This window comes from Micromonospora sp. NPDC048999, assembly GCF_040649295.1.
Classification (GTDB): Bacteria; Actinomycetota; Actinomycetes; order Mycobacteriales; family Micromonosporaceae; genus Micromonospora.
The window spans coordinates 102949-127826 of sequence record NZ_JBEZFI010000009.1 but is presented as its reverse complement, the minus strand read 5'-3'; the positions used below and the strand labels follow the sequence as shown (position 1 = coordinate 127826).

General features: G+C 69.2%; 20 protein-coding genes. 8 read left to right on the top strand and 12 right to left on the bottom strand.

All coding sequences use genetic code 11. The annotated features are described in order from the left end of the window. Positions 1–73: 73 nt before the first annotated feature. From AB0C02_RS13895 to AB0C02_RS13845, 11 genes are all read right to left on the bottom strand, one after another. Positions 74–994: a dihydrodipicolinate synthase family protein gene (locus AB0C02_RS13895; protein ID WP_357547879.1), complete on the bottom strand. Its 921-nt coding sequence runs from the start codon at positions 992–994 to the stop codon at positions 74–76. Next, entirely contained in the window at positions 988–1821 is an 834-nt protein-coding gene (locus tag AB0C02_RS13890) for an SDR family oxidoreductase (protein ID WP_357547878.1), read from the bottom strand. The genes AB0C02_RS13895 and AB0C02_RS13890 overlap by 7 nt, the downstream gene beginning before the upstream one ends. 28 nt (positions 1822–1849) lie before the next feature. Further along, a complete protein-coding gene (locus AB0C02_RS13885; RefSeq protein WP_357547875.1) occupies positions 1850–2725 on the bottom strand; it encodes a carbohydrate ABC transporter permease in 876 nt (291 codons plus the stop codon). Beyond that, positions 2722–3690 (bottom strand): sugar ABC transporter permease, encoded by a 969-nt coding sequence (locus tag AB0C02_RS13880; protein ID WP_357547874.1) that lies wholly within the window; start codon positions 3688–3690, stop codon positions 2722–2724. The genes AB0C02_RS13885 and AB0C02_RS13880 overlap by 4 nt, the downstream gene beginning before the upstream one ends. A gap of 56 nt (positions 3691–3746) precedes the next feature. After that, positions 3747–5054 carry an extracellular solute-binding protein gene (locus AB0C02_RS13875; protein ID WP_357547871.1) on the bottom strand — a complete coding sequence of 436 codons (1308 nt, stop codon included), beginning with the start codon at positions 5052–5054 and terminating at the stop codon, positions 3747–3749. A 264-nt stretch (positions 5055–5318) separates the two neighbouring features. Further along, complete coding sequence (locus AB0C02_RS13870; RefSeq protein WP_357547870.1) at positions 5319–6524, bottom strand: aminotransferase class V-fold PLP-dependent enzyme; 1206 nt, start codon at positions 6522–6524, stop codon at positions 5319–5321. Positions 6525–6850: 326 nt separating this feature from the next. After that, positions 6851–7837 carry an NAD-dependent epimerase/dehydratase family protein gene (locus AB0C02_RS13865; protein ID WP_357547869.1) on the bottom strand — a complete coding sequence of 329 codons (987 nt, stop codon included), beginning with the start codon at positions 7835–7837 and terminating at the stop codon, positions 6851–6853. After that, entirely contained in the window at positions 7834–9165 is a 1332-nt protein-coding gene (locus tag AB0C02_RS13860; RefSeq protein WP_357547961.1) for a nucleotide sugar dehydrogenase, read from the bottom strand. The genes AB0C02_RS13865 and AB0C02_RS13860 overlap by 4 nt, the downstream gene beginning before the upstream one ends. Positions 9166–9300: 135 nt before the next feature. Then, a complete protein-coding gene (locus tag AB0C02_RS13855; RefSeq protein ID WP_357547868.1) occupies positions 9301–10365 on the bottom strand; it encodes a glucose-1-phosphate thymidylyltransferase in 1065 nt (354 codons plus the stop codon). A 171-nt stretch (positions 10366–10536) separates the two neighbouring features. After that, the gene (gene rfbC, locus AB0C02_RS13850) at positions 10537–11115 is read right to left on the bottom strand and encodes a dTDP-4-dehydrorhamnose 3,5-epimerase (RefSeq protein WP_357547865.1); all 579 of its coding nucleotides are present in this window, start codon (positions 11113–11115) and stop codon (positions 10537–10539) included. A 35-nt stretch (positions 11116–11150) separates the two neighbouring features. Further along, the gene (locus AB0C02_RS13845; protein ID WP_357547863.1) at positions 11151–12311 is read right to left on the bottom strand and encodes an epoxide hydrolase family protein; all 1161 of its coding nucleotides are present in this window, start codon (positions 12309–12311) and stop codon (positions 11151–11153) included. A 194-nt stretch (positions 12312–12505) separates the two neighbouring features. On the opposite strand from AB0C02_RS13845, the gene AB0C02_RS13840 reads away from it, so the two are divergent. The 6 genes from AB0C02_RS13840 (at position 12506) to AB0C02_RS13815 (ending at position 21300) form a co-directional block, all read left to right on the top strand. After that, positions 12506–16819 carry a glycoside hydrolase family 38 C-terminal domain-containing protein gene (locus AB0C02_RS13840; protein WP_357547860.1) on the top strand — a complete coding sequence of 1438 codons (4314 nt, stop codon included), beginning with the start codon at positions 12506–12508 and terminating at the stop codon, positions 16817–16819. Positions 16820–16835: 16 nt separating this feature from the next. Beyond that, positions 16836–17702 carry a formylglycine-generating enzyme family protein gene (locus tag AB0C02_RS13835; protein WP_357547858.1) on the top strand — a complete coding sequence of 289 codons (867 nt, stop codon included), beginning with the start codon at positions 16836–16838 and terminating at the stop codon, positions 17700–17702. Positions 17703–17719: 17 nt separating this feature from the next. Beyond that, positions 17720–17986 carry a MoaD/ThiS family protein gene (locus AB0C02_RS13830; protein WP_357547856.1) on the top strand — a complete coding sequence of 89 codons (267 nt, stop codon included), beginning with the start codon at positions 17720–17722 and terminating at the stop codon, positions 17984–17986. A 53-nt stretch (positions 17987–18039) separates the two neighbouring features. Then, positions 18040–19371 carry an FAD-binding monooxygenase gene (locus AB0C02_RS13825; RefSeq protein WP_357547855.1) on the top strand — a complete coding sequence of 444 codons (1332 nt, stop codon included), beginning with the start codon at positions 18040–18042 and terminating at the stop codon, positions 19369–19371. A gap of 27 nt (positions 19372–19398) precedes the next feature. Next, on the top strand, positions 19399–20562 hold the full coding sequence (locus AB0C02_RS13820; protein ID WP_357547854.1) for an epoxide hydrolase family protein: 1164 nt from the start codon (positions 19399–19401) through the stop codon (positions 20560–20562). A 105-nt stretch (positions 20563–20667) separates the two neighbouring features. Beyond that, positions 20668–21300, top strand: coding sequence for a DUF899 family protein (locus AB0C02_RS13815; protein ID WP_357547853.1), 633 nt, complete (start codon positions 20668–20670; stop codon positions 21298–21300). A gap of 149 nt (positions 21301–21449) precedes the next feature. On the opposite strand, the gene AB0C02_RS13810 is transcribed toward AB0C02_RS13815, so the two are convergent. Beyond that, the gene (locus AB0C02_RS13810; protein ID WP_357547851.1) at positions 21450–22634 is read right to left on the bottom strand and encodes an acyl-CoA dehydrogenase family protein; all 1185 of its coding nucleotides are present in this window, start codon (positions 22632–22634) and stop codon (positions 21450–21452) included. A gap of 454 nt (positions 22635–23088) precedes the next feature. Between AB0C02_RS13810 and AB0C02_RS13805 the strand changes: the two genes are divergently transcribed. Together AB0C02_RS13805 and AB0C02_RS13800 are read left to right on the top strand one after the other, a co-directional pair. Then, positions 23089–24408 carry a nucleotide disphospho-sugar-binding domain-containing protein gene (locus tag AB0C02_RS13805; RefSeq protein ID WP_357547849.1) on the top strand — a complete coding sequence of 440 codons (1320 nt, stop codon included), beginning with the start codon at positions 23089–23091 and terminating at the stop codon, positions 24406–24408. An 86-nt stretch (positions 24409–24494) separates the two neighbouring features. After that, positions 24495–24851, top strand: a complete 357-nt coding sequence (locus AB0C02_RS13800; protein ID WP_357547846.1) for a metalloregulator ArsR/SmtB family transcription factor — start codon at positions 24495–24497, stop codon at positions 24849–24851. Positions 24852–24878 lie beyond the last annotated feature (27 nt).

The following is a 24878-nucleotide window of genomic DNA, read 5'->3' as shown; positions in this document are numbered from 1 at the left end:
GCCCGAAGTGCGCCGAGACGGATGTCGATCGTGATCAGATAGGTGCCCGCGTTCTGACACCCCTGTCGAGCGATCAGATCGACGAGTCCTCCGTCGACGTGCTGTGCACGTACTCTCGAAGTCTTTCCCACACGATGTCCAGGCGGCGTCGGGCGTCGTCATCCAGCCCCGGGAGCGGCCGTCGGCAGGTGCCCAGCGGGATCGACTGCTTGCCGGCGAGGTACTTCGCAGCCGCGAACACGCCCTCCGCGACGAGCGCCTGGACCGTGTCGTTGATTCGGGTCTGCACGGTGCGCGCCCCGTCGACGTCACCACGAGCGTGGCGTGCCCTCAGCGACCGGAAGAGCTCGATCTGCAGTCCGATCGTCGTCCCGATCGCCCCCCTCGCGCCGATGGAGAGAGCCGGCAGATACAGCTCGTCGAAGCCGTTGATGAGGCTCAGGTGGGGATATCGCTGAATCAGCCGCTCCGCGCCGTAGAGGTTCTGCGACGTGTGCTTGATCCCCACCACTTGGGACAGCTCCAGGAGCCCTTCAAATCCGCCGTCCGAGATGTCGCGGCCGGTGAACTGCGGGATGTTGTAGAGGATGAACGGCAGGTCGACCGCATCGACGACGGCACGGAAGTGAGCGACGACCTCCGCCGTCGAATACTTGTAGTACAGCGGCGGGATCATCGAGATCGCCGCTGCGCCAGCCTCGCGTGCGGCCTCCGCGAGCGAGATCGCCTCCCGCGTCGACATCGCACCCACATGCGCGTACACCGGGACCCGGTCGCCCGCCGCCTCCACGGCGGACCGAGTGAGCGCGATCCGCTCATCGGTGCTGAGCAGGAGGCCTTCGCCGGACGAACCGGCGACGTAGATGCCCTCGACTCCCCGTGCGACATCGCCGTCCAGCATCAGCGAGAACGCGTCGAGATCGAGACTCTCGTCGACCCGGATCGGCGTCGGCGCGGCGACGATCAGACGGTCGCCGAGGATGCCGGTCACCATGCGGTCCACCCCCCGTCCACGACGAGGTTCGCCCCGGTCATGTATCGCGACGCAGCGGAGGCGAGGAAGATGAGGGCACCGTTGTACTCGTCGGCCTCCGCCATTCTGCCGATCGGCATGCGCGCCGTGTAGTTCGCCTGGAACTTCGCGTCCTGCGTGTCGCGGCGTACACCGGATGGTGTGAGCGTGTTGACCCGGATGCCTGCCTTGCCCCAATAGGTGGCGCAGTAGCGCGTCAGGTTGTAGAGACCCGACTTCGCGGCGGAGTAGGCCACCGGCTTGATGAACGGGATGCCGGTGTCCTCCGCCTTGTACGCGTAGATGTCCTGCACCGGGGAGACCATCCCGTAGATCGAGCCGATGTTGATGATCGATCCCTCGAGTCCCGCCTCGCGCATGCGTCGGCCGGCCGCCTGCGTCACCAGGAAGGTGCCGACGAGGTTGGTGTCGACGACCTCACGGAACACCTCGGCGGGGAACTGCTCGAACGGCCCGGACACCTCCGGGGGCGCGCTGGGCTGGGTGTCGAGACCGGCGTTGTTCACGAGGATCGTGGGGACACCCCACGTCTGCGTGATCCGATCGAAGCCCGCCTCCACGCTGGCCTGATCGGTGATGTCCATCGTGACCGCCATCAGCCGATCGGCGTCGACGGTGACCCCGAGCTTCGCCGCCGGGTCGACCACCTCGCTGCGCGAGGTCACCGCCACGCGAGCGCCGCGTGCGTGCAGCGCCTTGACGAACTCGGCACCGATCTGGCCGAAACCACCTGTCACGACGGCGATGTGGTGGTGCACCGAGAACAGCGGATCGAACGCTTCCGACATGGTCGATACTCCCTTCTGTTGCGGCTTGTCAGCCCTTGACGGAACCTGCTGTCAGGCCGGACACGATGCCGCGCTGGGCCCACAGGAAGAAGATGATCGCCGGGAGCGCGAACAGGAGCGCGCACAGCATGACGACATTCATCGGCGTGTAGAACTGCCCGAGGAACGAGGTAAGTCCTACGGAGGCGGGCCACAGTTCCGAGTTCGAGATGAACGTGTTGGCGAACATGAACTCGTTCCAGCCGTCGAAGAACGCGATGACGGCAGCGGCGGCGATACTCGGTCGGATCAGCGGCAGCACGATCGTGATCAGCATGCGCAGGCGCGAACATCCGTCGATCCGCGCCGACTCCTCGATCTCGTAGGGGATTTTGTCGATGCCGCTCTTGATGATGAACATGCTCACCGGCATCACGAATGCGGTGTCCGCGAGCACGAGCCCCCAACGGCTGTTCAGCAGCCCCGCGCCCGCGAAGATCGCGTACAGCGGCACGATGATGAGTGCCTCCGGCAGCATCTGAGTGCTGAAGAAGATGAACCCGGCAACGCCTCGCCCGTGGAAGCGGTAGCGGCTGAGCGCGTATGCCGCCATCGTCGCGAGCACGAGACTGAGGACCGTCGTCCCCCCGGCAATCACCAACGAGTTGCCGAGCCAGCGCAGGATCGGGACCTCCGAGAGGAAGCCGCCCCACTGGCCGATGTTCGCGAACTCCGGGACCAGCGGCTGGCCGCCGTCGCGGTAGAGGGACTGCTCGGTCCCCAGCGACGTGCCGAGCATCCAGTAGACCGGAAAGCCGGTGAAGACGACCAACAGCGTGATGAGGGTTGCCTTACCGAGGCTGCCCATGCGGGCGAGGACTCCACGCCGACGCAGCGGCTTCGTCGAGGTGAGAGAGGTGGTCATCGCTGGCTCTCCTGACGCTCCTGGATCTGCTCGACGACGAAGTAGACGACCGTCACGAGCAATGAGAGGACGAGACCGAGCGCGCCGATCGCGGCCGCGCGGCCCAGATTCTGGTCCTGGAAGGCGGTGCGGTAGACGTTGACGACGAGGGTGTTCGTCTTGTCCAGCGGCCCGCCGCCCGTGATCAGGAAGATGATCTCGAATCGGCGGATCGACCAGATCGTCATCAGCAGCGTGATGACACGAATCGTCGGCATGATGTGCGGGAGGGTGACGGCACGAAACGACTGCAGGGGCGAGGCACCGTCGACCCACGTGGCCTCGCGCAGCTCGTGCGGCACACTCTGCAGTGCACTCAGCATGACGAGCATGACGAGCGGCGTGAGCTTCCACACCGTGGCGAGGGTCACCGACAGCAGTCCGTATCTCGGGTCGATGAGCCAACCGTGCTGGCCAAACCCGAGCGCCATCGTGGTGCTGTTGAGGATGCCCTGCTCATTGTTGTAGATCCACACGAAGATCAGGGCGGCCGCGACGGTGGGCACGGCCCACGGGACGGTGGCGATGGCGCGGACGAGGCCGCGCCCGCGAAACGCCTTGTTCAGCAAGAGCGCTGCGGCGGTGCCGATGCCGACGGCGAAGACGACCGTGAAGAGCGTGTACAGCAGCGTCGTGCCGACCGAGGCCCAGAACCTGTCGCTGGCGAGCAGGTAGTTGTAGTTATCCAGACCGACGGGCCGGCCGCCGGAGGGATTTACCAGCTTGGTCGCGGTGAACGACAGCAAGACTCCGCGGATCAGCGGAAAGACGGTGAAGATCGCCAGGTACGCGATTGCCGGGAAGAGGAAGAGATATGCGCCGTTACGCTCGATGAAGAGCGAGAGCTTCCCTCCGCCGCGCCTCCGATTCACGGGCCATGCGCTGCGCCGCGGTGTCTGCGCCCTCTCGGCCGTGTTCGTGACCATCGTGGTCCTTTCCGTTGGGCGGGGGTGGGCGGCGCAACCGCCCACCCCCGCGCAAATCAGCCGAGCTGTGCCTTGAGCGCCTTCTGCACGCCGGCAAGCTTCGCCGCAACGTCACCGCCGTTGACACGCAGGTCCTCGACAGCCGTGAGGAACTCACGCCAGATAACCTTGCTCTCGGTCTCGAACCCCTTGACGAGGGTCGAGCGCGAGGTCTTCGCGGCCTCAAGGAACTGAGTGGCCCACGGGTTCGCCTTCAGGAACTCGGGGTCAGGCTCGACATCAGTGGCCATCGCCGAAGCACCCAGACCGGCACGGAGGGCGACCTGTCCCTTCTCGCCGAGCACCCAGCGCACGAATTCCTTCGCAGCCTCCTTCTTCTTGCTCGCCGCATTGACGGCAATGATCAGCTGCGAGTTGGAGCCCGAGTGCGCCATGGGAAGCGGCGCCGCGCCCAGGTTCTGACCGTTGATCACGTTCTTGGGATTGCTCGTGAGGGTGGTCGCGACGCCCGAGTTCTCGAACAACATGCCGACCTGGCCCTGGCCGAACTTCGCGCGGAAGGTCGACGCGTCGTCGCCGATCGGCGCGACGCCGGACTTGAAGGTCTCCAGGAAGGCCTCGACCGCCTTGACGTTCGCGGGGGCGTCGATCGTGAGCGCCTTGCCGTCACTCAGTTCGCCGCCGAAGCCGTAGACCCAGTTCGCCATTTCGAGCGTCCAGCCGTCTACCTCGGCGGTCTGGTGGCGTCCGGCCCAGCCGGCGATGCCGCGCTTCTCCTTGATGGTCTTCGCGGTGGTGAGGAACTCGTCGAACGTCGTGGGGACCTTCAGGCCGAGCTCGGCGAAGAGGTCCTTGTTGTAGATGACCGTGTTGTAGGTCGGTCGCTCCCAGTTGAACCCGAACTGCTTGTCCTGGAAGAAGCCCGCCTCGTTGGTGCCGTTCAGCGAGTCGCCGAACTCCTTCGCGATGTCATCGAGCGGCTCGAGCACCCCGGCGTCGACGAGCGACGCGAACTGGCTGTCCTGCAGCACCATCACGTCCGGGCCCCCGCCCGCGCCCAGCTCGGTGCTGAGCTTGTCGGCGTAGTTCGCGAACGGGATCTCGATCTTCGTCAGCGAGACGTCCCCGTCGGGACCGGTGTAGTCCTTCACCGCGTCCCAGAGGATCGGTCCCTTGCCGTCCTCGAGGAACTGCCAGTTCGAGAAGGTCAGTTCGCCGCTGGCGCTGTTGCCGGACGAGTCACCTCCGCCTCCGGCGCTGCATGCGCTCAGTGCAAGCACGGCGACGGTCGCGACGCCCATGGCCCGCAGGCCGCGTCGTGTCACGCCCGCTCGTGGCGATGCCAGACCCGTGAACAACTTCATCGTGTACTCCTCTGTCACACGCCACGCGTGTGCTGGTGCTGCGGGGGGAGGGGGGGTATCACGTACCCGCGGAGTGATCTATGAAATCGATTTCACGGCACGGTACCCAGGCCCCGTGATCTTGTCAACAGTCGGCGACGAGCACTTTTCGTCGCGATCGCGCTGGTCACGGTGGGTGCGAGTACCCCGAAGATCGATGAGGGCAAGGCTCCAAGGAGGACAGCGATTGGCCAAGATCCGTTGCCCGGTCTCGGAACTACTCGTCTAGACCAGTTCCCGCAGCCCCGCCAGCAGACGGTCGACGTGCTCGACCGTGGTGCCCAGACCGATGCTGACGCGTACCGCAGTGTCACCGAGCGGCTGCCCCAGCCGCGCCGACGAATCGGCGAGCAGCCGCCGGACCAGCGGATGCGCGCAGAACAAGCCGTCCCGCACCCCGATGCCGTGGCGGTCCGCGAGGTGGGCGGACACCGCCGCCGCCGGCACGGACGCGACGCCGAAGCTGACGATGCCGACCCGGTCCTGGTCGGCGTCGAACATCCGAAGTTCGGCCACTCCAGGTAGCCGACTCAACCCGGACCGCAACTGCCTCACCAGCGCCAACTCCCGGGCCTCAAGCACGCCGGGGTCAACCCGGGACAATTCGTCGCAGGCCGCGGCGAGCGCCACCACACCGAGGAGGTTCGGCGTGCCGGCCTCGTGCCGAGCCGGTCCGTCGTACCACCGCACGTCGCCGGTCGCCTCGCCCACGTAGGCGGTCGCACCGCCACCGGCGAGGTACGGCGGCGCCGCGTCGAGCCAGTCCGCCCGACCCGCCAGCACGCCTGCCCCGAACGGCGCGTAGAGCTTGTGTCCGGACAGCGCCAGATAGTCCACCGCCGAGTCGGCCAGCGACACCGGCCGGTGCGCGACCAGTTGCGCGGCGTCCAGGGCGATGCGAGCGCCGTGGCGATGAGCCACCTCGGTGAGCGCGGCGACCGGCCACAGCTCGCCGGTGACGTTGGAAGCGGCGGTGACCGTGACCAGCGCCGGGCCGTCCAGCGCGGGCAAGGTGGCGGCCAGCGCCCCTACGGCCTCGTCGGGGGACCCGGGCAGCGGCAGCCGCACCGTCCGGGCCCACGGCAGAAGGTTCGCGTGGTGCTCACCGGCCCAGGCCACGACGGTGGTCCCCGCCGGGAGGATCCGCGCCAGCAGGTTCATCGCGTCGGTGGTGTTGCGGGTGAACACCACATGGTCGTCGGCGCGGGCTCCGACGAAGGCGGCGATCCGCTCGCGGGCCTCCTCGTAGGCGGCGGTGCAACGGCGGGAGGCCACGCCGGCTCCCCGATGAACGCTCGCGTACCAGGGCAGCAGTTCGTTGACCGCGGCGGCGGCCGCGGCGAGGCAAGGTGCGGTCGCCGCGTAATCAAGGTTGGCGTAGTCGACGAGGCGACCGTCGGGAAGCCGGACCGGTAGCCGCTGCCCGAGCACGGCGGGGACCTGCCCGACTGGACCGTTCCCCGCCGGTGCCGGCGCGGTGGACTTTAGCGGGATCGTCGTCATGGGGTCCCCCAGGAGGTGCGGGCCGCGTCGCCACCGCTATCCGTGGACGGCACGCGGACAGATGCCGTCCGCATTGTGTGGCTGGCCACCGATTTCCTCTCCACGCTGCCAGCTGCCGATCAGGGGTGCATCTTCGTCATTGCCGTGCCGGTGACCCGATCGCGTATCCCCACGTACCTGCGTTGGCCGACGCGAGCCCGTCAGCGGCCAGCGGCGACGGGGCTCGCGGGATGCGCCGGTGGTGGCGGCCGGACTCAGCCGGCGCCCGATTCCGGCACGGCGAGCCACCAGGGATTACCGCGCGCCCATCGGATGGTCCGGCGCAGCCCCTCAGGCAGCGGAGTCTCGGCTGTCCAGCCCAGCAGCCGGGCGGCCTTGGCGCTGTCCGGCACCCGGCGGCGCAGATCCTCGTACGCGGCACCGAGGGCCGTCGCCGTATCGACGTCGACCGTCTCGGATAGGCCGGTGAGCTCGGCGACCAGCCGGGCCGCCTCCCCCACGGTGGACTCCCAGCTACTACCCAGGTTGAACACCTCGCCGGTCGCGGCGGGGCTGTCCCCGGCGGCCATCGTGCCCGCCACCGCGTCGGCGATGTAGGTGAAGCACCGGGTTTGTCCGCCCTGGTCGTAGATGACCGGAGGGTGCCCGTTGAGCGCCCGGTGTACCGACCTGCTCACCACGTACGCCGGCCGCTGCCGGGGGCCGTACACGTTGAAGTAGCGGACGATCGTCGACTCCAGGCCGTGCTGCCGCCCGAACGCGAGGGTGAGGTGTTCGGCGAGCGCCTTGCTGGAGGAGTACGTCCAGCGGTCGGCGGTGGTGGAGCCGAGCACCCGGTCGCTGTCCTCGGACCACGGCACCGCCGGATTCTTTCCGAAGACCTCGCTGGTGCTGGCCACCACGACCCGCGATCCCGCCTTAGCCGCCCGTTCGAGCACGTTGCGGGTACCGGAGAAGTTGATGTCGATCACGTCGAGCGGCCGGGCGAGGTACTGGTCCACCCCGACGACCGCGGCCAGGTGATAGACCACGTCCACGCCGGGCTCCACCGCCTCGGCCAGCGTGTCGCCGTCGCGGATGTCGCCGGAGACGATCCGCACGTGGCCGGCGGCCGTGCTGTCCGGCGGCAGCGGTGCACCGTCGAAGACGGTCACCTCGTCACCCCGGGCGACCAGGTGCTCCACCAGATGGCTGCCGATGAAGCCGTTGCCGCCGGTGACCACGACGCGCCGGGCGCTCATCTGCCCACTCCCCGATAGCGGTAGCCGAGCTGACGCAGCATGGCGATCTTCTCCTTCGGGTAGTAGGCGCGGCCGTCTACGACCACGCAGGGACGGGCCACCGGAAGGCCGGCGAAGTCGATCTCCCGGTAGGCGTCGTGCAGGGCCAGGACGGCCACGCAGTCGGCATCGCGGACCGCCTCCGCCACGGTGGCGTCGGGATGGACCCCCAGCAGCTTGCGTACCTGCGCGGGATCGACCAGGGGGTCGTGGACGCGCACCTGCACGCCGGCCTTGACCAGCTTTTCGACGACCCCGACCACCGGGCTGCTGCGCAGGTCGCCGGTGTTGTTCTTGAACGCCACGCCGAGGATCGTCACCGTCGCGGTGCCCGGATCGCGGCCCAACGCGCCCAACTCGTCGATGATCATCTGCGCGGTGTACGCCGGCATGGCGTCGTTGACCTCGCGTCCGACCCGGGTGGTGTGCAACTCGACGCCCCGGTGCCGGGCAGCCCGCCACACCATCCACGGATCCTTGGTGAGACAGGAGCCGCCGACGCCCACACCCGGCAGCAGGATGTTGACGTGTCCCTTGCCCTTGGGGATCGTGTTCGCCGCCGCGATGACGTCCAGCACGTCCACGTCGTACAGGGCACAGAACTTCGCCAGGTCGTTGGCGAGCGCGATGTTCAGGTCGATCCACCAGTTGTCGGCGAGCTTGACGATCTCAGCGGTCTCCAGCGAGTCCTGCGCGAGTACGTCGACCCCGATGCCGCGGCGCCAGAACCGCTCGGCGGCCCGGGTGCTGCGCTCATCTATCCCACCCACCACGATGGGGAAGCGACGCAGGTCGTCCAGCGCGGTCGACTCGGCGAGCCGCTCCGGACTGAACGCGAGCAGGTAGTCGACCCCGGCGCGCCGTTGTTCCCCGGCCAGCAACGCCGCGACCAGGCCGCGGGTGGTGCCGGGTGGGACGGTGCTCTTCACGACGACGAGGTGGCCGGGACGCAGGTGTTCGCGCAGCGCCAGGCAGGCGTCGCGCAGCTGGCGATCGTCGAGGGACCCGTCCTCGGCGATCGGCGTGCCGACCGCGATCACGATCACGTCGCAGGCGGAGACGGCGGCGAAGTCGGTGGTGTATCGCAGCCGCCGAGCGGCCGTGGCCGCCTGGATCATCTCCGCGAGCCCCGGCTCGTCGAGGTGGAGGCGACCGTGGGTCAGGTTGTCGACGAGGGTGGTGTTGACGTCCACACCAACCACGTCGAGACCACGGTCGGCCAGGGTGGCGGCGGTGCAGCAGCCGACGTACCCCATGCCGACCACGGCCACCGTCGGGTCCTCGGGCAGTCGGTCGACCCACGTTTCGCTGGGCGGGCGATGTTCGCTGGACAACGGGCACCTCTTCGTCGGTCGCGGCCTGGCTGGCCAGAGGAAAGGAAGCGGCCACGCCGCAGGCTTCGTTGTGCGGGGTGGGTGGTTCGGCTACGGGACCTCGACCGTCGTGTCGTCACCGAGCATCAGCCGGTGCGCGACCGTGTTGGCGGCGATCCGGCGGATGCTCGCGCGGCGGCCGATCAGCGATTCCCCGGCACCACGGACCCCGGTGATCTGTGCCCCGTCCAGCAGGAGCGACTCCTGGATCCCGGAGTTGTGGATGACGCAGTCACGCCCGACGGAGGTGCCGGGGCCGATCCAGCTGTCCTCCACCACCGTGCCGGCCCCGATGATCACCGGCCCGTCCACGCGTGATCGCAGCACCCGGGCGCCGTCCTCGACGACGACCTGGCCATGGAGCATGCTCTCCCGGTCGACCTGGCCCCGGACGGCCGGTCGTAGGCCGTCGAGTACCCGGCGGTTGCAGGCGAGGATGTCGCCGATGCGACCCACGTCCTTCCAGAACCCGCCGTACTCGCGGGACGTGACCCGCGCGCCGTGGTCGATCAGCCACTGGATCGCGTCAGTGATCTCCAGCTCGCCGCGCGAGCTGGGCCTGATCGCGTCGATCGCCGCATGGATGTCGGGGGTGAGGAAGTACACCCCGACGACCGCCAGGTCGGTGCGCGGCTGCGCTGGCTTTTCCACCAGTCGGCGTACCGAGCCGTCGGCGTTGACCTCCGCGACCCCGTACGAGCTGGGGTCGGCGACCTTGTGCAGGAGCAGTTGCGCGGGCGGACGACGGGCCGCGAAGTCGGCGGCCACCTCGGCGATCCCCTCGGCGAGGAAGTTGTCGCCGAGATGCAGCAAGAAGTCGTCGTCGCCGAGGAAGGGCCGGCCCACCTGCACCGCGTGGGCCAGGCCGAGTGGTGCCTCCTGGCGGAGGTAGGTGACGCGCACCCCGAAGCGGGAGCCGTCGCCGATCGACTCCGCGATCTCCCGTTCCCAGAGGCCCACCACCAGGCCGATGTCGGTGATACCCAGATCGCGGATGTTCTCGATCACATAATGCAGAACAGGTTTGTTCGCGATTGGGATGAGCTGTTTCGGCATCGAATGCGTGAATGGTCGGCATCGCAGGCCGGAACCGCCGGACAACACCAGAGCTCGCATGTGCGTTGCCTCCCTGGAGGGCAGTGGATGTCGTCAGGCCGCAATTAGCGCGGCCCCGGGCCGTATCCAGCGGATAACCCGACAGTCGTCACTTGTACTAATTGCAGCCCGGTGTGTCGCTCCCGGCATCTCCGGAATTGCCGTAGCTGGCCGGCCACCCCCGCCGACCAGTCAGGCCTGGCCGTCCGGGCAGTCCACCCACCGGGGCAGTAACCCGAGCCGCTCCGCCTCGGCGAGGTTCGGTGCGACGGAGTCCTTCTCCGAGAGTTCCGGGCTGACGCCGGCGGGCCAGTCGATACCCAACTCGGGGTCGAGCATGTTGATGCCGTGTTCATGACGCGGGTTGAAAGTCGTCGAACAGGCGTAGACCAGGACCGAATCGTCCAGCGACAGGAACCCGTGCGCGAGGCCCTCGGCCACGTAGAGCGCCTGTCCGTCGGCGGCATTGAGCTCGACCGTACGCCACTGCCCGAACGTCGGCGAGCCGACCCGAACGTCGACCACGGCGCTGAGCAGCGTGCCCCGCACGCAGGTGAAGTACTTGGCGGTGCCCGGGGGTACCTGCGTGTAGTGGATCCCGCGCATCACTCCCCGGTGGGACACCACGCAGTTCGCCTGCCGCATGACGAAGTCGCGCCCCACATCGGCGCTGATCTCCCCGCCCTGGTACCAGTCCCGGAAGCTGCCCCGGGCGTCCCGGAACACTCTTGTGTCCCGAGTCCACGCCCCTGCGATCCCCAGTGGCTTCATGGTTCCTCCCAAGGTGTGTCGGTGCCGGATGGTGGTTACGCGTGGACGGACCGGACGAAACCGCGAAGGTCGTCGACGTAGAGTTCGGGCCGCTCCAGGGTGGCGAAATGGCCGACACCGTCGAGTTCCGACCAGTGGGTGATGGCGGGGTAGTCCCGTTCGGCGAACGCGCGGATCGGTGGAGTGGTGTCCAGCCGCAGCGCCGCGACGCCCAGCGGTACCCGGATCGGGTCTCGGCGGGCGCCGGGAGTGAACAACTCGGCCGTGTACGCCGCGGACTCGTAGTACAGGTGTGTGGAGGTGCCGGCGGTCCCGGTCAACCAGTAGATGGTGGCGTTTGTCAGCAGGGCGTCGCGTCCGATCAGGTCCTCGGGGGTCCGGGCGGCCCGGTTCCACTCGCGGAACTTCTCCACGATCCAGGCGAGCTGGCCCACCGGCGAGTCGGTCAGGCCGTAACCCAGCGTCTGCGGACGGGTGGACTGCAGCACCAGGTAGCCCGACAACTCCGCCTGGAAGTGCCCGAGGTCGGCGAGTCGCGCCGCGTCCGACTCGGACAGCTTTTCGATCTCGCCCGGCTCGCCGAACGGGGCGGTGAGCAGCATGGACAGGTGGGCGCCGGTGACGTGTTCGGGGTCCTGCCGGGCCAACTCCAGCGAAACGAACGACCCCCAGTCACCGCCCGCCGCCACGTAGGAGTCGTACCCGAGACGACGCATCAGCTCGGCCCAGGCCCGGGCGACGCGCCGCACGTCCCAGCCGGCCTGCCCGACCGGCCCGGAGAAGCCGTACCCGGGCAGGGTCGGGAGAACCAGGTGGACGGCGTCCGCCGGGTCGCCTCCGTGGGCGGCCGGGTCGGTGAGCGGACCGATGATGTCCAGGAACTCCACGATCGAACCGGGCCAGCCGTGGGTGAGCACCACCGGGGTGGCGCCCGGCTCCGGCGAGGTGATGTGCAGGACGTGGATGTTCGCGCCGTCGATGTCGGTGACGAACTGCGGGTACTCGTTCAACCGGCGTTCGGCGGCCCGCCAGTCGTATTTCGTACCCCAATATTCCGCGAGTTCTTTCAGGTAGTTCGCCGGGACCCCCCGTTCCCAGTCGGACGCGATATTCTCGCCCGGCCATCTGGTCGCCGCGATGCGCTGACGAAGGTCCACCAACTGCGATTCTGGAACGTCAACTTTGAATGGTCGCACGCGCAGCCCTTTCCGCTGAGGAACTGAGTCCAGCATGCTGGCCCTGCGGTGACAGGATCTTCTTCTCGGTTGCGATTCCCGCACCGGCCGGCGGTACGGCATTCGGGAAGATGCCGGGGCGTCACCGGTGCCCCATCCTGGCTGATGAGAGAGCTGGCGGGCGTGTGAACTCGAACAGCAGAGGTCGGAGACGCATGATTGAAATTGGTGACGTCAGTTCGACCGACCTGTTCGTCGGTACCGAGGAACGACCTCTCCAACTGCACCGGGTGACACTGCGCCGTGGTGCCGGCGAGAGCCTACGGGCTGGACAGCCGGTCGTCGTGCTGGTCGAGGGCGTCGGGGTGGGTACGCCGGACCGCGTCGAGGTGTCCGGGCTGCGTCCCGGCGAGGAGCGCGTCGTCGACGTACCCGTCGCCGTCGACCCACACCTCGCCGAGGGAACCCGCCAGCCGGTGACCGTCCTCGCGCGGCAGGGCGACCGGAGCGTCCGACGCGAGACCGAACTGGTCGTCGCCGCGCCCGGCTGGACCGTGTTCCTGGTGCCGCACTTCCACTACGACCCGTTCTGGTGGAACACCCAGGCCGGCTTCCTCGACACCTGGGACGAGCAGCCGCAGATCGCCCAGGACCATCGCAAGCCCGGCCAGGCCGCCGCGTTCGAGTTGGTGCGCTCCCACCTCGACCTGGCCCGCCGCGACCCGGACTACAAGTTCGTCCTCGCGGAGCTGGACTATCTGCGCCCGTACTGGGACCTGTACCCGCAGGACCGGGACGAGGTACGCCGGCTCATCGCGTCCGGCCGGCTGGAACTGGTCGGCGGTATGTACAACGAGCCGAACACGAACCTGACCAGTTTGGAGAGCACGATCCGCAACGCGATGTTCGGCATCCGCTACCACCGGGACATGGTGGGCATGGATCCGCGTACCGGATGGTTGCTCGACGTGTTCGGCCACGATCCCGCCCTCCCGGCGGTGCTCGCCGATGCCGGGCTCACCGCGAGCGCGTTCGCCCGGGGACCGTTCCACAAGTGGGGCCCGGAACTCAGCGCCGGGGGCACCACCGGCATGCAGTTCCCGACCGAGTTCGAGTGGATCGGCCCGGACGGGCGTGGGCTGCTCTCCACCTACCTTGCGCACCACTACCCGGCCGGCTGGCGGCTCAACGACCTGGAGACCCTGGCCGACGCCGAGGAGGAGGTGTACGCCCAGTTCCAGGCGCTCAAACGGGTGGCGGCGACCCGCAACGTGCTGCTGCCGGTCGGCTACAACCATGTCATCCCCGCCAAGTGGACCACCGAGATCCACCGGTCGTGGAACAAACGGTACGTGTGGCCGCGGTTCGTCTGCGGTCTGCCGGGTGAGTTCTTCGCCCGCGTACGCGACGAGGCCGACCGGCGAGGACTTACCTTCAGCCCGCAGTCACGCGACATGAACCCGGTTTACACCGGTAAGGACGTGTCGTACATCGACATCAAGCAGGGCCAGCGCGCCGCCGAGGTGGCGGTCACCGAGGGGGAGAAGCTCGCCACGCTGGCGAGCCTCCTGGGTGCCCGTTATCCCGCCGAGGCCCTGGACAAGGCGTGGCGGCAGCTCTGCTTCGGCGCCCACCACGACGGCATCACCGGCGTGATGTCCGACCAGGTCTACCTCGATCTTCTCGGTGGCTGGCGAGAGGCGTACGAGCTCGGCACGGGAGTACGCCGGGAGGCGCTCGCCTGCCTGCTCGGCCGGGTCGACACCCGCGGCGACGGCCGGCCACTGGTCGTCGTCAACACCCACGCGTGGGGCCGCACCGATCTGGTTTCGGTCACCGCCGGGTTCGCCCACCCCGGCACGGGTGGCGTGACGGTGACCGACGATGCTGGGAATGAGGTGCCGGCCGTCGCCACGGCGATGTCACGGCATCCGGACGGCACCCTGGCGTCGATCACCCTCGCCTTCGTGGCCGCGGACGTTCCGGCCACCGGCTACCGGACGTACCGGCTGCGCGAGCGGACCGGGCCGGACGTGTCGGGCTGGCGGCCGGTGCCGGGCCGGCGCATCGAAAGCGAGTCTCTCCTCGTCGTGGCGGACCCGGCACGCGGCGGCGCGCTGAGCCGGGTGTATGACAAGCGCACCGGCAAGGACCTGTTACGGCCCGGCGAGGTTGCCGGCGAGGTCGTCTGCGACGACGAATACCCGGAGCATCCCGAGTTCCGCAAGGGCCCCTGGCACATCATCCCGCGTGGGACCCGTCGGTCCACCGGCTCACAGCCCGCCGACGTACGGGTCGAGGTGTCTCCCGCCGGCCAGCGACTGGTGGTCACCGGACGCCTCGACGACTTCGACGTGGTCACCGAGATCACCCTGTGGCGGGGGCTGGACCGGCTGGAGTTCCGCACCCGCGTCGACGCCTTCGCTGCTCAGGAGCGCCTGCTGCGGGTGCGCTTCCCACTGGACATCGCCGGTGCCCTCCCGGTGTACGAGGTGGGCAACGCGGTGGTGGGCCGCACCTTCGGCCACACTCAGCTGGACGTCGCCGAACACCCGTTCGTGCTGGACAATCCCGCGTACACCTGGGTGGGCCTCTCCGCCACCGCCCGGATCGCGCTGCGCGACGGAACGACGTCGCGGGGCGCCCAGGCGATCGGCGTCGCGGAGGTGGTGGCCGAACACGGGGCCGGCGGGCCTGCGGACGACGTGCTGCGCGGGCTGGTGGCCGCCCTCGTCCAGCAGGGAGTCACCGCCACCACGTCCCGCCCGGACGGCTCCCGCTGCGGTTCCCTGACCCTCGACTCGAACCTGCCGGATATCCGGCTGGCGATCGGCGGGCCCGAGACCAACGCGTTCACCGCGCGGGTCCTCGCCGCCGCCGGAGAACGGTACGCCGATCGGTTGCGCGAATTGATCGCCACCACCGGTACGGCCCGGCTCTGGGTGCCGGCGGCGCGTGGCCGGCGGGAGACCTGGGTACCCGGCGCGGACGTGCGCGGCGACCAGGCGCTGCCGGTCCTCGTGGTCGCCGGCCGCGACGACCGGGCGACCGCCGGGGCCGTCGCCGAACTGGTCGCCGACCTGGCCGACTCGACGATCGAGGTGGACCAGCCGGCCGGTGTCGACGGCGCCGATCCGGTCGAGTCGCTGGAGAGCTACTCGGCGGCGTTACTCAACCGGGGCACGCCCGGCGCGGTGGTCGAGCCGGACGGCACCCTCTACCTGTCGTTGATGCGCTCGTGCAGCGAGTGGCCGAGCGGCATCTGGATCGACCCGCCGCGCCGCGCCGCGCCCGACGGCTCCAGCTTCGCCCTCCAGCACTGGACTCACACCTTCGAGTACGCCCTGGTCTGGGGGCCGGGCGACTGGCGGGACGCGGGTCTCGTCCGGGCCGGCCACGCGTACAACAGCCGGCTGCACGCGGAGGTCACCGAGACCCACCAGGGTGAGCTTCCGGCGTCGGCGAGCCTGCTCCAGGTGGATGCCGACAACGTGGTCGTGACGGCGCTCAAGCGGCGCGAAACCGGCCTGCCGGCGGGGCTGCCGACCCACCTGGAGAACGGCATCACCGTGCGGTGCTTCGAGGCGCACGGCCGGCCGACCCGGGCCACCCTGAGTTGCTTCCGTCCCCTGCGGGAGGGGGCGATGTCCAACCTCAGGGAGGAGACGGGCCCGCCGCTGGAGGAGGCCGCCGGTGGCGGCGTCGTGGTCGACCTCGGACCGGCCGCGACGGTCACCCTCACGGCCGTCCCGGACCCGGCCGGGACCGGGGCCGAGCCCGCCGAGTTGGGGCCCCGACGGGAGGCCGCGCAGCCGGTGTACGCCCGCTACTGGCTGCACGACAAAGGCGCGGCGCCGCTGGGCGACCAGCCGGTGATGGTGCACGTCGAGCCGCAGGTGGTCGACCTGACCGGTCCCACGACGGTGACCGTCACCGTCTCGACCACCGGTCCGGCCGCCGGGGAGGTCGAGTTGGTGATACCGGCCGGCGTGACCGCGACGCCGACCGGCGGTCTCTGCTACGACCTCGACGACGGTCACCGGCGTTTCGAGGTGAGAGTGACCCCCCGGGAGGACGCCGTCCCCGGGGTGCGCCACCTCGCCGCCCGGGTGCATGGCGAACACGGCCAGGTCGTCGAGGACGTGACCGCGCTGTGGATCGGGCCGGGCGAGGACCGGAGCGGGCCACTGGACGTACGAGTCGAGACCCCGGCCCTGGACGTCGTCCCCGGACGCCCGGCCGAGTTGCGGGTCCAGCTGACCAACCCGTGCCGGGCGGAGGTCCACGGCGAGGCGCAGCTGATCTCCCCGTACGGGACGTGGGAGTTGCTCGGACCATGGACCCAAGCCTTCTCCGTCCCGCCGGGCGGCCTGGTCGAGGTCAGGTTCCCGGTTCGCGTCCCGCCCGCCACCCCGCCGATGGAGGTCTGGGCGTTGGTCAAGGTCATGGCGTTCGGCACCGTCCACTACACCCCGTCGGTGCCGATCGTGGTGCGGGAGCCGGCGCCCGCGTCAGAGCAGACCGAGTAGTCGGGAGGGGAGGGACATGGGGCAGATGGTGTACATACCTGGCGGGCGGTTCCTGCAGGGCTCTCCGGAGTGGATGCTGGCCCTGCTCGACCAGGCGGATCAGCCGTTCGGCCGGCAGTGGTTCGCCGACGAGACACCGCCGGTCGCCCGGGAGCTGGAACCGTATCTGATCGACCGGTACCCGGTGACGGTCGGTGACTTCCGCCGGTTCGTCCGGGAGACCGGGTACCGGACCGAGGCCGAACGTCGCGGGTACAGCCTCGTCTACGGCCGTGCGGGGTGGCAGGAGCTACCCGGCGCCCACTGGGACGCATCCGGCGGACCGGGCGTACGGATCGACGGGTACGACGACCACCCGGTGGTGCACGTCTCCTGGGGGGACGCCACCGCGTACGCCCGGTGGGCCGGTAAACGCCTGCCCACCGAGGCCGAGTGGGAACTGGCCGCGCGCGGGCCCGAGTTCCGGGTCTGGCCGTGGGGCGACGAGTGGTCCTCCGCCAACGCCAACACGACCGAACTGCACGTGGACGCGGTCCAGACGTACGGCGACTGGCAGGCCTGGTGGGCGCAAATGTGCGACCGGGACGGCGTGGTGCCGCGGTCGACGCCGGTCGGTGCCTTCTCGGACCGCGGTGACAGCCCGTACGGCTGCGCCGACATGGCCGGCAACGTCTACGAGTGGACGGGCACCGTGTCGCACCAGTACGCCGAGACGACCGAGTGCGACCCCACCGTCCGGATGGCGTTCGGCCGCTACCGCGTCATCCGGGGCGGCTCGTGGATGAACCTCCGATATCAGGTCCGGTGCAGTGAGCGGATGCACGGTGACCCGACTGGTTGGGCGACCTTCGCGCACGGGTTCCGCTGCGCGAAGAGCGCGTGAGGAACGGGAGAAATGTCATGGTGAAGATCGTCCTGCCCGGAGTGTGGGCGGAAGGCGGCAAGTCCACGTTCGACACCGAGGCCGGGCCGCTGCCCGAGGTGGTCAAGCGCTTCGTCGCCGAGAACCCGGCATACCGCCGGCGGCTGCTGGGCCCGGACCAGGAACCGGCCGGCTACCTCAACGTGTGCATCGACGACGTCCTGGTGCCGAGGCAGGCCCGTGCGGCCACGGTGGTCGCGGACGGAAGCACGGTCACCATCATCCCGCCGATGGCGGGCGGCTGACGGCTGCCGTAGCGCCGGACTCGGCCCACTCGGGCCTGAAGGAGGAGATACCGATGACCAGTCGGGTGGGAGACCGTGCCCTGGTGTTGGGCAGCGGCATCGCCGGGCTGCTGGCCGCCCGTACGCTCGCCGACTTCTTCGGCGAGGTCCTCGTCCTGGACCGGGACGAGTTGCCGGACAGCGCCGGGTACCGCCGGGGGGTTCCGCACGGTCGGCACGCCCACGGCATCATGGCCAAGGGGCAGCAGATCCTGGAGCAACAGTTCCCCGGGCTGACCGACGAGATGATCGCCGCCGGCGTCAAGGCCGGCGACTTCAACGGCGGAAACCGGTGGTACATCGACGGCAAGCGGCTGGCACCGAGCATCTCGGGCCTGCTCTGCGTGCCAGCGACCCGGCCGGTGCTGGAGCACCACGTGCGGGAGCGGGTCAGGAAGCTGGCCAACGTCACCATCCTCGACCGGCACGACATCCTCGGCTTCGAGGCGACCCCGGACCGGCGGAGGGTGGTCGGTGTCCGGGTGCGCAGCCGGGCCGAGGGGGACGCCGAGAAGACGATCCCGGCGGACCTGCTGCTCGACATCACCGGCCGCGGCTCGCGTACCCCGCGCTGGCTGTGGGAACTGGGCTACGACCGGCCGCCCGAGGACAAGGTCAAGATCGGGCTGGCCTACACGACCCGGCACTATCGGCTACGTACCGACCCGCTCGGCGACGATCTGGCCATCATCCCGGCTCCGACGCCGACGAGCCCACGCGGCGCGTTCCTCTACCGGCTGCCCGGCGACCCGGGGCGGTACGAGCTGTCGCTCACCGGCATGCTCGGGGATCACCCGCCGACCGATCCCGAGGGTTTCGTCGCCTTCGCCAAATCCCTGCCGGTGCCGGACATCTACCAGGCCATTCGGGACGCCGAGCCGCTGGACGACCCGGTGTCGTTCAGCTATCCGGCGAGCGTCCGCCGACGCTACGAGCGTCTCACCCGGTTTCCGGAGCGGCTGCTGGTGATGGGCGACGCGCTGTGCAGCTTCAATCCCATCTACGCCCAGGGGATGACGGTGGCCGCGATCGAGTCGGTGGTCCTGCGCCGGCAGCTCGAACGCGGCATGCCGGACCCGCAGACCTTCTTCCGGGAAATGGCACCGGAGGTCGACCTTGCCTGGGACTTCTCGGCCGGCGCCGATCTCGGCTTTCCCGGCGTGGAGGGAAACCGCACGCTGAAGATCCGAATGGCGAACGCCTATGTGGCGCGACTACAGAAGGCGGCGGTGCGCGATCCGGCGCTCACGAACGCCTTCATCCGGGCGGCGGGCATGGTTGACCCGCCGCAGGCCCTGATGCGGCCCGGAACTGTCCTCCGGGTGCTTCGGCACTCGATCCGTTGACAACCCGAATCCCTTGGGAGGTGGAGTATGCGCCCGTTTCGCATCGATGTAGATCAGTCCAGTCTGGATGACCTGCATCGGCGGCTCGACGCCACCCGTTGGCAGCCGCAGCTGCCGGGGGTGGGCTGGGAACGAGGGGTGCCGCGGCAGTATCTGGAGGATCTGGTCCAACACTGGCGGACCCGGTTCGACTGGCGCGCGGTCGAGCAACGGCTCAACCAGTTTCCGCAGTACGTGACGGGCGTCGACGGCGTCGACGTGCATTTCGTGCACGTCCGGTCGCCCGAGCCCGGCGCCGTACCGCTGGTCCTCACCCACGGTTGGCCGAGCACCTTCACCGAGTTTCTCAAGGTGATCGGGCCGCTGACCGACCCGGCGCGGCACGGCGGTGACCCGCGCGACGCGTTCCACGTGGTCATCCCCTCACTGCCCGGCTACGGCTTCTCCGGCGCACCCCGGGAGGCCGGCTGGGACGTGCGTCGGGTGGCCCGAGCATGGGCGGAGCTGATGCGCCAGCTGGGCTACGACCGGTATGTCGTGCAGGGCGGTGACTGGGGTGCCCCGATCTCGCTGCACCTGGGCCTGGCCGACCCCACGCATGTCGCCGGGGTGCATGTCAGCATGCTGGTCACCATGCCGCCGGCCGACCCGTCCGCGTTGGCCGCACTCGAACTCGACGACGAGGACCAGGCCCGACTCGCCTTCGCCGGCCGCTTCGAGCAGGATGGCGCCGGATGGCGGAAGATTCAGTCCACCCGGCCCAGGACGCTCGGGTACGCGTTGACCGACTCGCCGGTCGGGCAGTTGGCCTGGCTGGTGGAGAAGTACAAGGAGTGGTCCGGCGCGACCGGCGCGCCGGAGGAGGCGATCGACCGGGACGATCTGCTGGCGATGGCTTCGATCTACTGGCTCACCGCCACGGCCGAGTCGAGCGCGCAGCTCTATTACGAGTCGAACCACCGGATCGAGGACTTCTTGAGGACCTGGGCCGGACCGTGGCCGTTGACCATGCCCGCCGGGGTGGCGTACTTCCCGGGGGACGTGGTCCGTCCGGTCCGCAAGTTGGCCGAGCAGATCCTGCCGACACTGGCCCACTGGACCGAATTCGATCGGGGCGGACACTTCGCCGCGCTGGAACAGCCGGAACTCTTCGTCGACGACGTTCGCGCCTTCGCCCGGATTCTGTCGTGACCTCGCCCGCCCCCATCCGCGGGCGGTAGGCGACGGGGACCCGAAACCTAAGCCCTTCGGCCGTTGATGCCGGTCTTTGTCACGCTCCTGGCGCATAATCGCGACGTGAACAAGCCGAGGATCGTGTCTGCGGAAGAGTGGCAACAGGAACGGGACGAGTTGCTCAAGGCGGAAAAGGAGGCGACCCGGGCGCTGGACGCGTTGGCGGCGCGGCGCCGCCGGCTGCCGATGGTGCAGTTCGACAACTCGTACACGTTCGACACTCCGGATGGCCCCAGGTCCCTGCTCGACCTCTTCCAGGGACACCACCAGCTGTTGATCTACCAGTTCATGGACGCGGGGCCGGGGCGGCTCTGTCCGGGCTGCACGGGATTCACCGACAACCTCCCCGACCGGGGAGTGGACATCCTCGCCGGGCGCGGTGTGGGCTGGGTGACCGTCTCCGACATGCCCCTCGCCCAATTGGCGGCGGCCAAACAGGAAAAGGGCTGGAACGTGCCGATCGCCTCGTCGCGGGGCACCTCCTTTTCGGCGGACTGCGGCGCCGGCGCGGGCTTCTTGCTCAGCTCGTTCCTGCGGGCCGAGGGGGACAGCATCTACCGCACCTACTCCACCGGCCAGCGGGGCGTGGACCGGCTGGTGTGGCGGAACAGCATCCTCGACATCACGGTCTACGGCCGCCAGGAGGACTGGGAAGACTCGCCGCCCGGCTGGCCGCAGCATCCCACGTACGGCTAGGGGTCGTGTTCTGTCGCGGCGTGCGGGCGGTGGCCGGCGGCCACCGCCCGCACGCGTCCACCCCGGATGCCGGCCGGAAGGTGATGGACGTGCTGCTTTCTCTCCCCGCGATCGGCGACGCCAGCCGCGGGGCACGGCGCCGGGCGAGATCAGATGTACGGGGTGTTCGGCTCAAGACCGCAGAGCACGCGGCCGTAGAGCTCGAAGTTCGTGTTCGGATGCATCAGGGCGTGCATGTTCAACGCCTGCACATCGCGGTCGATGCGTTGAATCGGAACGTCGGTGTAGATCGAGCTGCCACCGCTGGCCGTGCGCAGCAGGCCGACCGACTCCCGGGTGAGGTGGAAGACGCGGCCCAGGCTCGCCCGGGCGAGCACGCGCTCGGGGAGCGTCCACGGCTCCAGGGTGACGCTCTTGCCGTCGACGAGGTCGGCCAGCCGACGCGCGTGGAACCGCGCTTCGTCGATCTTGAGCGACGCCTCGGCCACCTGGAAGTGGGTCAGCGGGGCCTCCCGCTGACTGTCGTAGGTGGTATAGGTGATCTTGCGTTGCGGTAGGCGCTCCAGGAAGCTCTCCAGCGCCGCCTGCGCCAGCCCGATGGCGCAGCCGGTGAAGCTGGCGCAGCCGGTCGCCATCATCGGCTGCCGGTACAGCCCGTGGTCGGCGTTGGTGCGCGAGGCGTACTGCTCACTGAGCACGGCGGGCATCGGGATCATCCGCTCCTGCGGGACGAACACGCCCCGGGCGACGACGCTGACGCTGCCGGTGCCGGCCAGGCCGGAGGTGTGCCAGTCGTCCACGATCTCCAGGTCGGACATCGGTACCAGGCCCATCACCGGCCATTGGCTGCCGTCGGGCGCCGGCCCCATCGCCAGGATCGCCTGCCACTGACTGTGCAGGGCCCCGCTGACGAACCGCCACTGACCGTTGACGGTGAAGCCGCCGGCGGTGGGCTCCGCCGCGGCCGACGGGGTCAGCACGCCGCAGACCCGAGTGCCGGGCGAGCCGAACACCTCGTCCTGGACCTCGTCGGGGAACAGGCAAGCCAGCCAGTTGCTGATCGACCACACCGAGACCGTCCAGGCGGTGGACGCGTCCCCGCGACCGAGTTCGGCCAGGACATCGAGTACGGTCCGCGCGTCGCTCTCGTACCCGCCGAAGCGGTGCGGGATGCGCATCCGCAGGATGCCGGAGGCGGTCAACGCCGCGATCACCTCGTCGTGAAGGCGACGGTTCTCCTCGTGCCACCGAGCATGCCGCTGAAGCAGCGGGATCAGCTCGGACGCGCGGGCCACGAGGTCCGACCGAGGTGGAGCCTGTGTTTCCAACACCATGTCCTCCTAGGAACAGCCAGAGCGACTCACCCAACGGTGGCGACCACCGTCGGCGGATCGGGTCTGCTCGATTGACCGAGCTCCCGTCGCCCGGCCGGCCCACGGCAGCGACAACCTGAAACTGTCACCGCCATGGTGGCCCCGCATCTCTTGACGTGCGCTGTCGGCCGCGGCCGGTGGGCCGGACGCAAACCAGGAGATCTTGGACGGGAGGCGGGTGCTCATCCCCGAGATCGAGTGCCAGCCGGCCGGGTCGTCGCCGCTGGTGCGTCAGCACGTCGGAAGATGCAGGCTTCGCGGCCGTGGGGCGAGCATTGCGCATGGGGGAGGAACCGCGAACGGCACGATCAGCCGGTGCGGCGTGGCTTGCGGTGACCACCACTACGGCAGCCCTGCGGAACAGTCGACTCGTCGACAGCGCGGGACATCCTGACCGAAACGAGAGGAGTTCCGGATGCGCGTCGCGTTTGCGCTCTGGCCAGCGCCTGCCCACCTTTATCCGTTCGTCCCGCTCGCCTGGGCGTTGCGTAACGCCGGGCACGAGGTCGTCTTCGTCTCACACCCGGATCTGGCCGAGACCGTCGCCGCATCCGGCCTGCCGTTCGCATCGATGTACGGCGAGGCCGAGGCGCCTCCGCCGCAGGGGCCGGCGGCCGACTTCCCGGCAGCGCGCGAGGAAATGTTCCGCATCAACCAGATGCTGCCCATTCCGAAGGAGGACAAGCTGGCCTGGGACACGGTCAGCTACGGATTCCTGCCATCCATGTGGGAGTTCTGCCCTTTCCAGGCCTCGCCGGAGGATCCGATGCCGGCCATGGACGGCATGGTGACGTTCTTCCGCCGGTGGAAGCCGGACCTGGTTATCTGGGACCCGTGCATGCCGGGCGCGGCGGTGGCCGCGCGGGCGGCCGGCGCGCGGCAGGCGCGGCAGTCCGGTACCGACTACAACGGCTGGTACCTGGACACCTTCTCCCGGCTCACCAGCGGCCCTGACGCGCCCGATCTGCCCAACCCCTTCGCCGAGACGGTACGCGGAATGGCGGAGAAGTACGGGGTCAACGTCGACCACGACATCCTGTACGGCGAATGGACGATCGACGTCATGCCCAAGGGCATGAACTACTCCGTCGACACGTTGCGGCTGCCGATGCGTTGGATCCCGTACTCGGAGCAGGTCGCGATGCCGAACTGGCTGTATCCGGTGCCGGAGCGGCCCAGGGTGGCGTTGTCGTTGGGGCTGTCCGTGCGGACGTACCTCAAAACGGGGTGGGGTTGGCTCGAAGCGCTCATGGAAGCGTTGTCCGGGCTGGACATCGAGGTCATCGCGACGCTGGACGAGAGCCAACTGGCCGCCGTGTCCACTGTCCCGGGCAACGTCCGGGTGGTCGACTACCTCCCGCTGGACTACCTTCTGCCCACCTGCTCGGCGCTCATCCACCACGGTGGCCTCGGCACGATGGCCCCGGCCGGTCAGGCCGGTGTGCCCCAGCTCGTCGTCGACCTGCCGGAGCGGGAGGACGGGACGTCTCATGGCTACTTCCGCTACAAGCTGGCGCCGATAACCGGGCGGTACGTGACCAGCCTCGGCGCGGGTGAGGTGATGGATCTCGGCCAGCCGTCGATCCCCGCCATCCGTGACCAGATCACCAGGGTGATCGCCGATCCCGCGTTCGCCGTGGGCGCGGCGCGGCTGCGCACGGACATGCTCGCCGCCCCGAGTCCCAGCGATCTCGTACCCACGCTGGAGAAGCTGACCTTCGCCGGACATCGCTGAGCCGGGCTGCCGGGGGTTGGGTTGACATCATCGACGGCGAGGGATCTACTTAGGGCATCTGCTAATTAACAAGGTGAGTAAATGCCGTGGTTGATGACTCCCTGAGCGCGACGTTCGCCGCCCTGGCCGACCCGACGCGGCGCTCCATCCTGGCTCGGCTGGCAGAGGGGGAGGCCACGGTCAAGGAGCTCGCCGCGCCACACGCGATGAGCCTGCCCTCGGTGTCCCGGCACCTCAGCGTCCTCGAAAAGGCCGGGCTGGTGGTGAAGAGCCGCAACGCCCAGTGGCGGCACTGCCGGCTCGAAATCGGCCCGCTGCTGGAGCTCGACAAGTGGATGGAGCCCTACCGAGCCTTCCAGGCCCGCCTGGACCGGCTGGAGGAGCACCTGAAAACCATGATGCGAGACCGGGAGGCCGGGGGACCGGCCGGCGCCGACGGGTAGGCGTGGACAACCACGAGAGGACCAACG

Bases quoted from the DNA above. Each gene is read 5' to 3' on its own strand.
- AB0C02_RS13895 (WP_357547879.1), bottom strand. From the start codon at position 994: ATGGTGACCGGCATCCTCGGCGACCGTCTGATCGTCGCCGCGCCGACG.
- AB0C02_RS13890 (WP_357547878.1), bottom strand. From the start codon at position 1,821: ATGTCGGAAGCGTTCGATCCGCTGTTCTCGGTGCACCACCACATCGCC.
- AB0C02_RS13885 (WP_357547875.1), bottom strand. From the start codon at position 2,725: ATGACCACCTCTCTCACCTCGACGAAGCCGCTGCGTCGGCGTGGAGTC.
- AB0C02_RS13880 (WP_357547874.1), bottom strand. From the start codon at position 3,690: ATGGTCACGAACACGGCCGAGAGGGCGCAGACACCGCGGCGCAGCGCA.
- AB0C02_RS13875 (WP_357547871.1), bottom strand. From the start codon at position 5,054: ATGAAGTTGTTCACGGGTCTGGCATCGCCACGAGCGGGCGTGACACGA.
- AB0C02_RS13865 (WP_357547869.1), bottom strand. From the start codon at position 7,837: ATGAGCGCCCGGCGCGTCGTGGTCACCGGCGGCAACGGCTTCATCGGC.
- AB0C02_RS13855 (WP_357547868.1), bottom strand. From the start codon at position 10,365: ATGCGAGCTCTGGTGTTGTCCGGCGGTTCCGGCCTGCGATGCCGACCA.
- rfbC (WP_357547865.1), bottom strand. From the start codon at position 11,115: ATGAAGCCACTGGGGATCGCAGGGGCGTGGACTCGGGACACAAGAGTG.
- AB0C02_RS13840 (WP_357547860.1), top strand. From the start codon at position 12,506: ATGATTGAAATTGGTGACGTCAGTTCGACCGACCTGTTCGTCGGTACC.
- AB0C02_RS13835 (WP_357547858.1), top strand. From the start codon at position 16,836: ATGGGGCAGATGGTGTACATACCTGGCGGGCGGTTCCTGCAGGGCTCT.
- AB0C02_RS13830 (WP_357547856.1), top strand. From the start codon at position 17,720: ATGGTGAAGATCGTCCTGCCCGGAGTGTGGGCGGAAGGCGGCAAGTCC.
- AB0C02_RS13825 (WP_357547855.1), top strand. From the start codon at position 18,040: ATGACCAGTCGGGTGGGAGACCGTGCCCTGGTGTTGGGCAGCGGCATC.
- AB0C02_RS13820 (WP_357547854.1), top strand. From the start codon at position 19,399: ATGCGCCCGTTTCGCATCGATGTAGATCAGTCCAGTCTGGATGACCTG.
- AB0C02_RS13810 (WP_357547851.1), bottom strand. From the start codon at position 22,634: ATGGTGTTGGAAACACAGGCTCCACCTCGGTCGGACCTCGTGGCCCGC.
- AB0C02_RS13805 (WP_357547849.1), top strand. From the start codon at position 23,089: ATGCGCGTCGCGTTTGCGCTCTGGCCAGCGCCTGCCCACCTTTATCCG.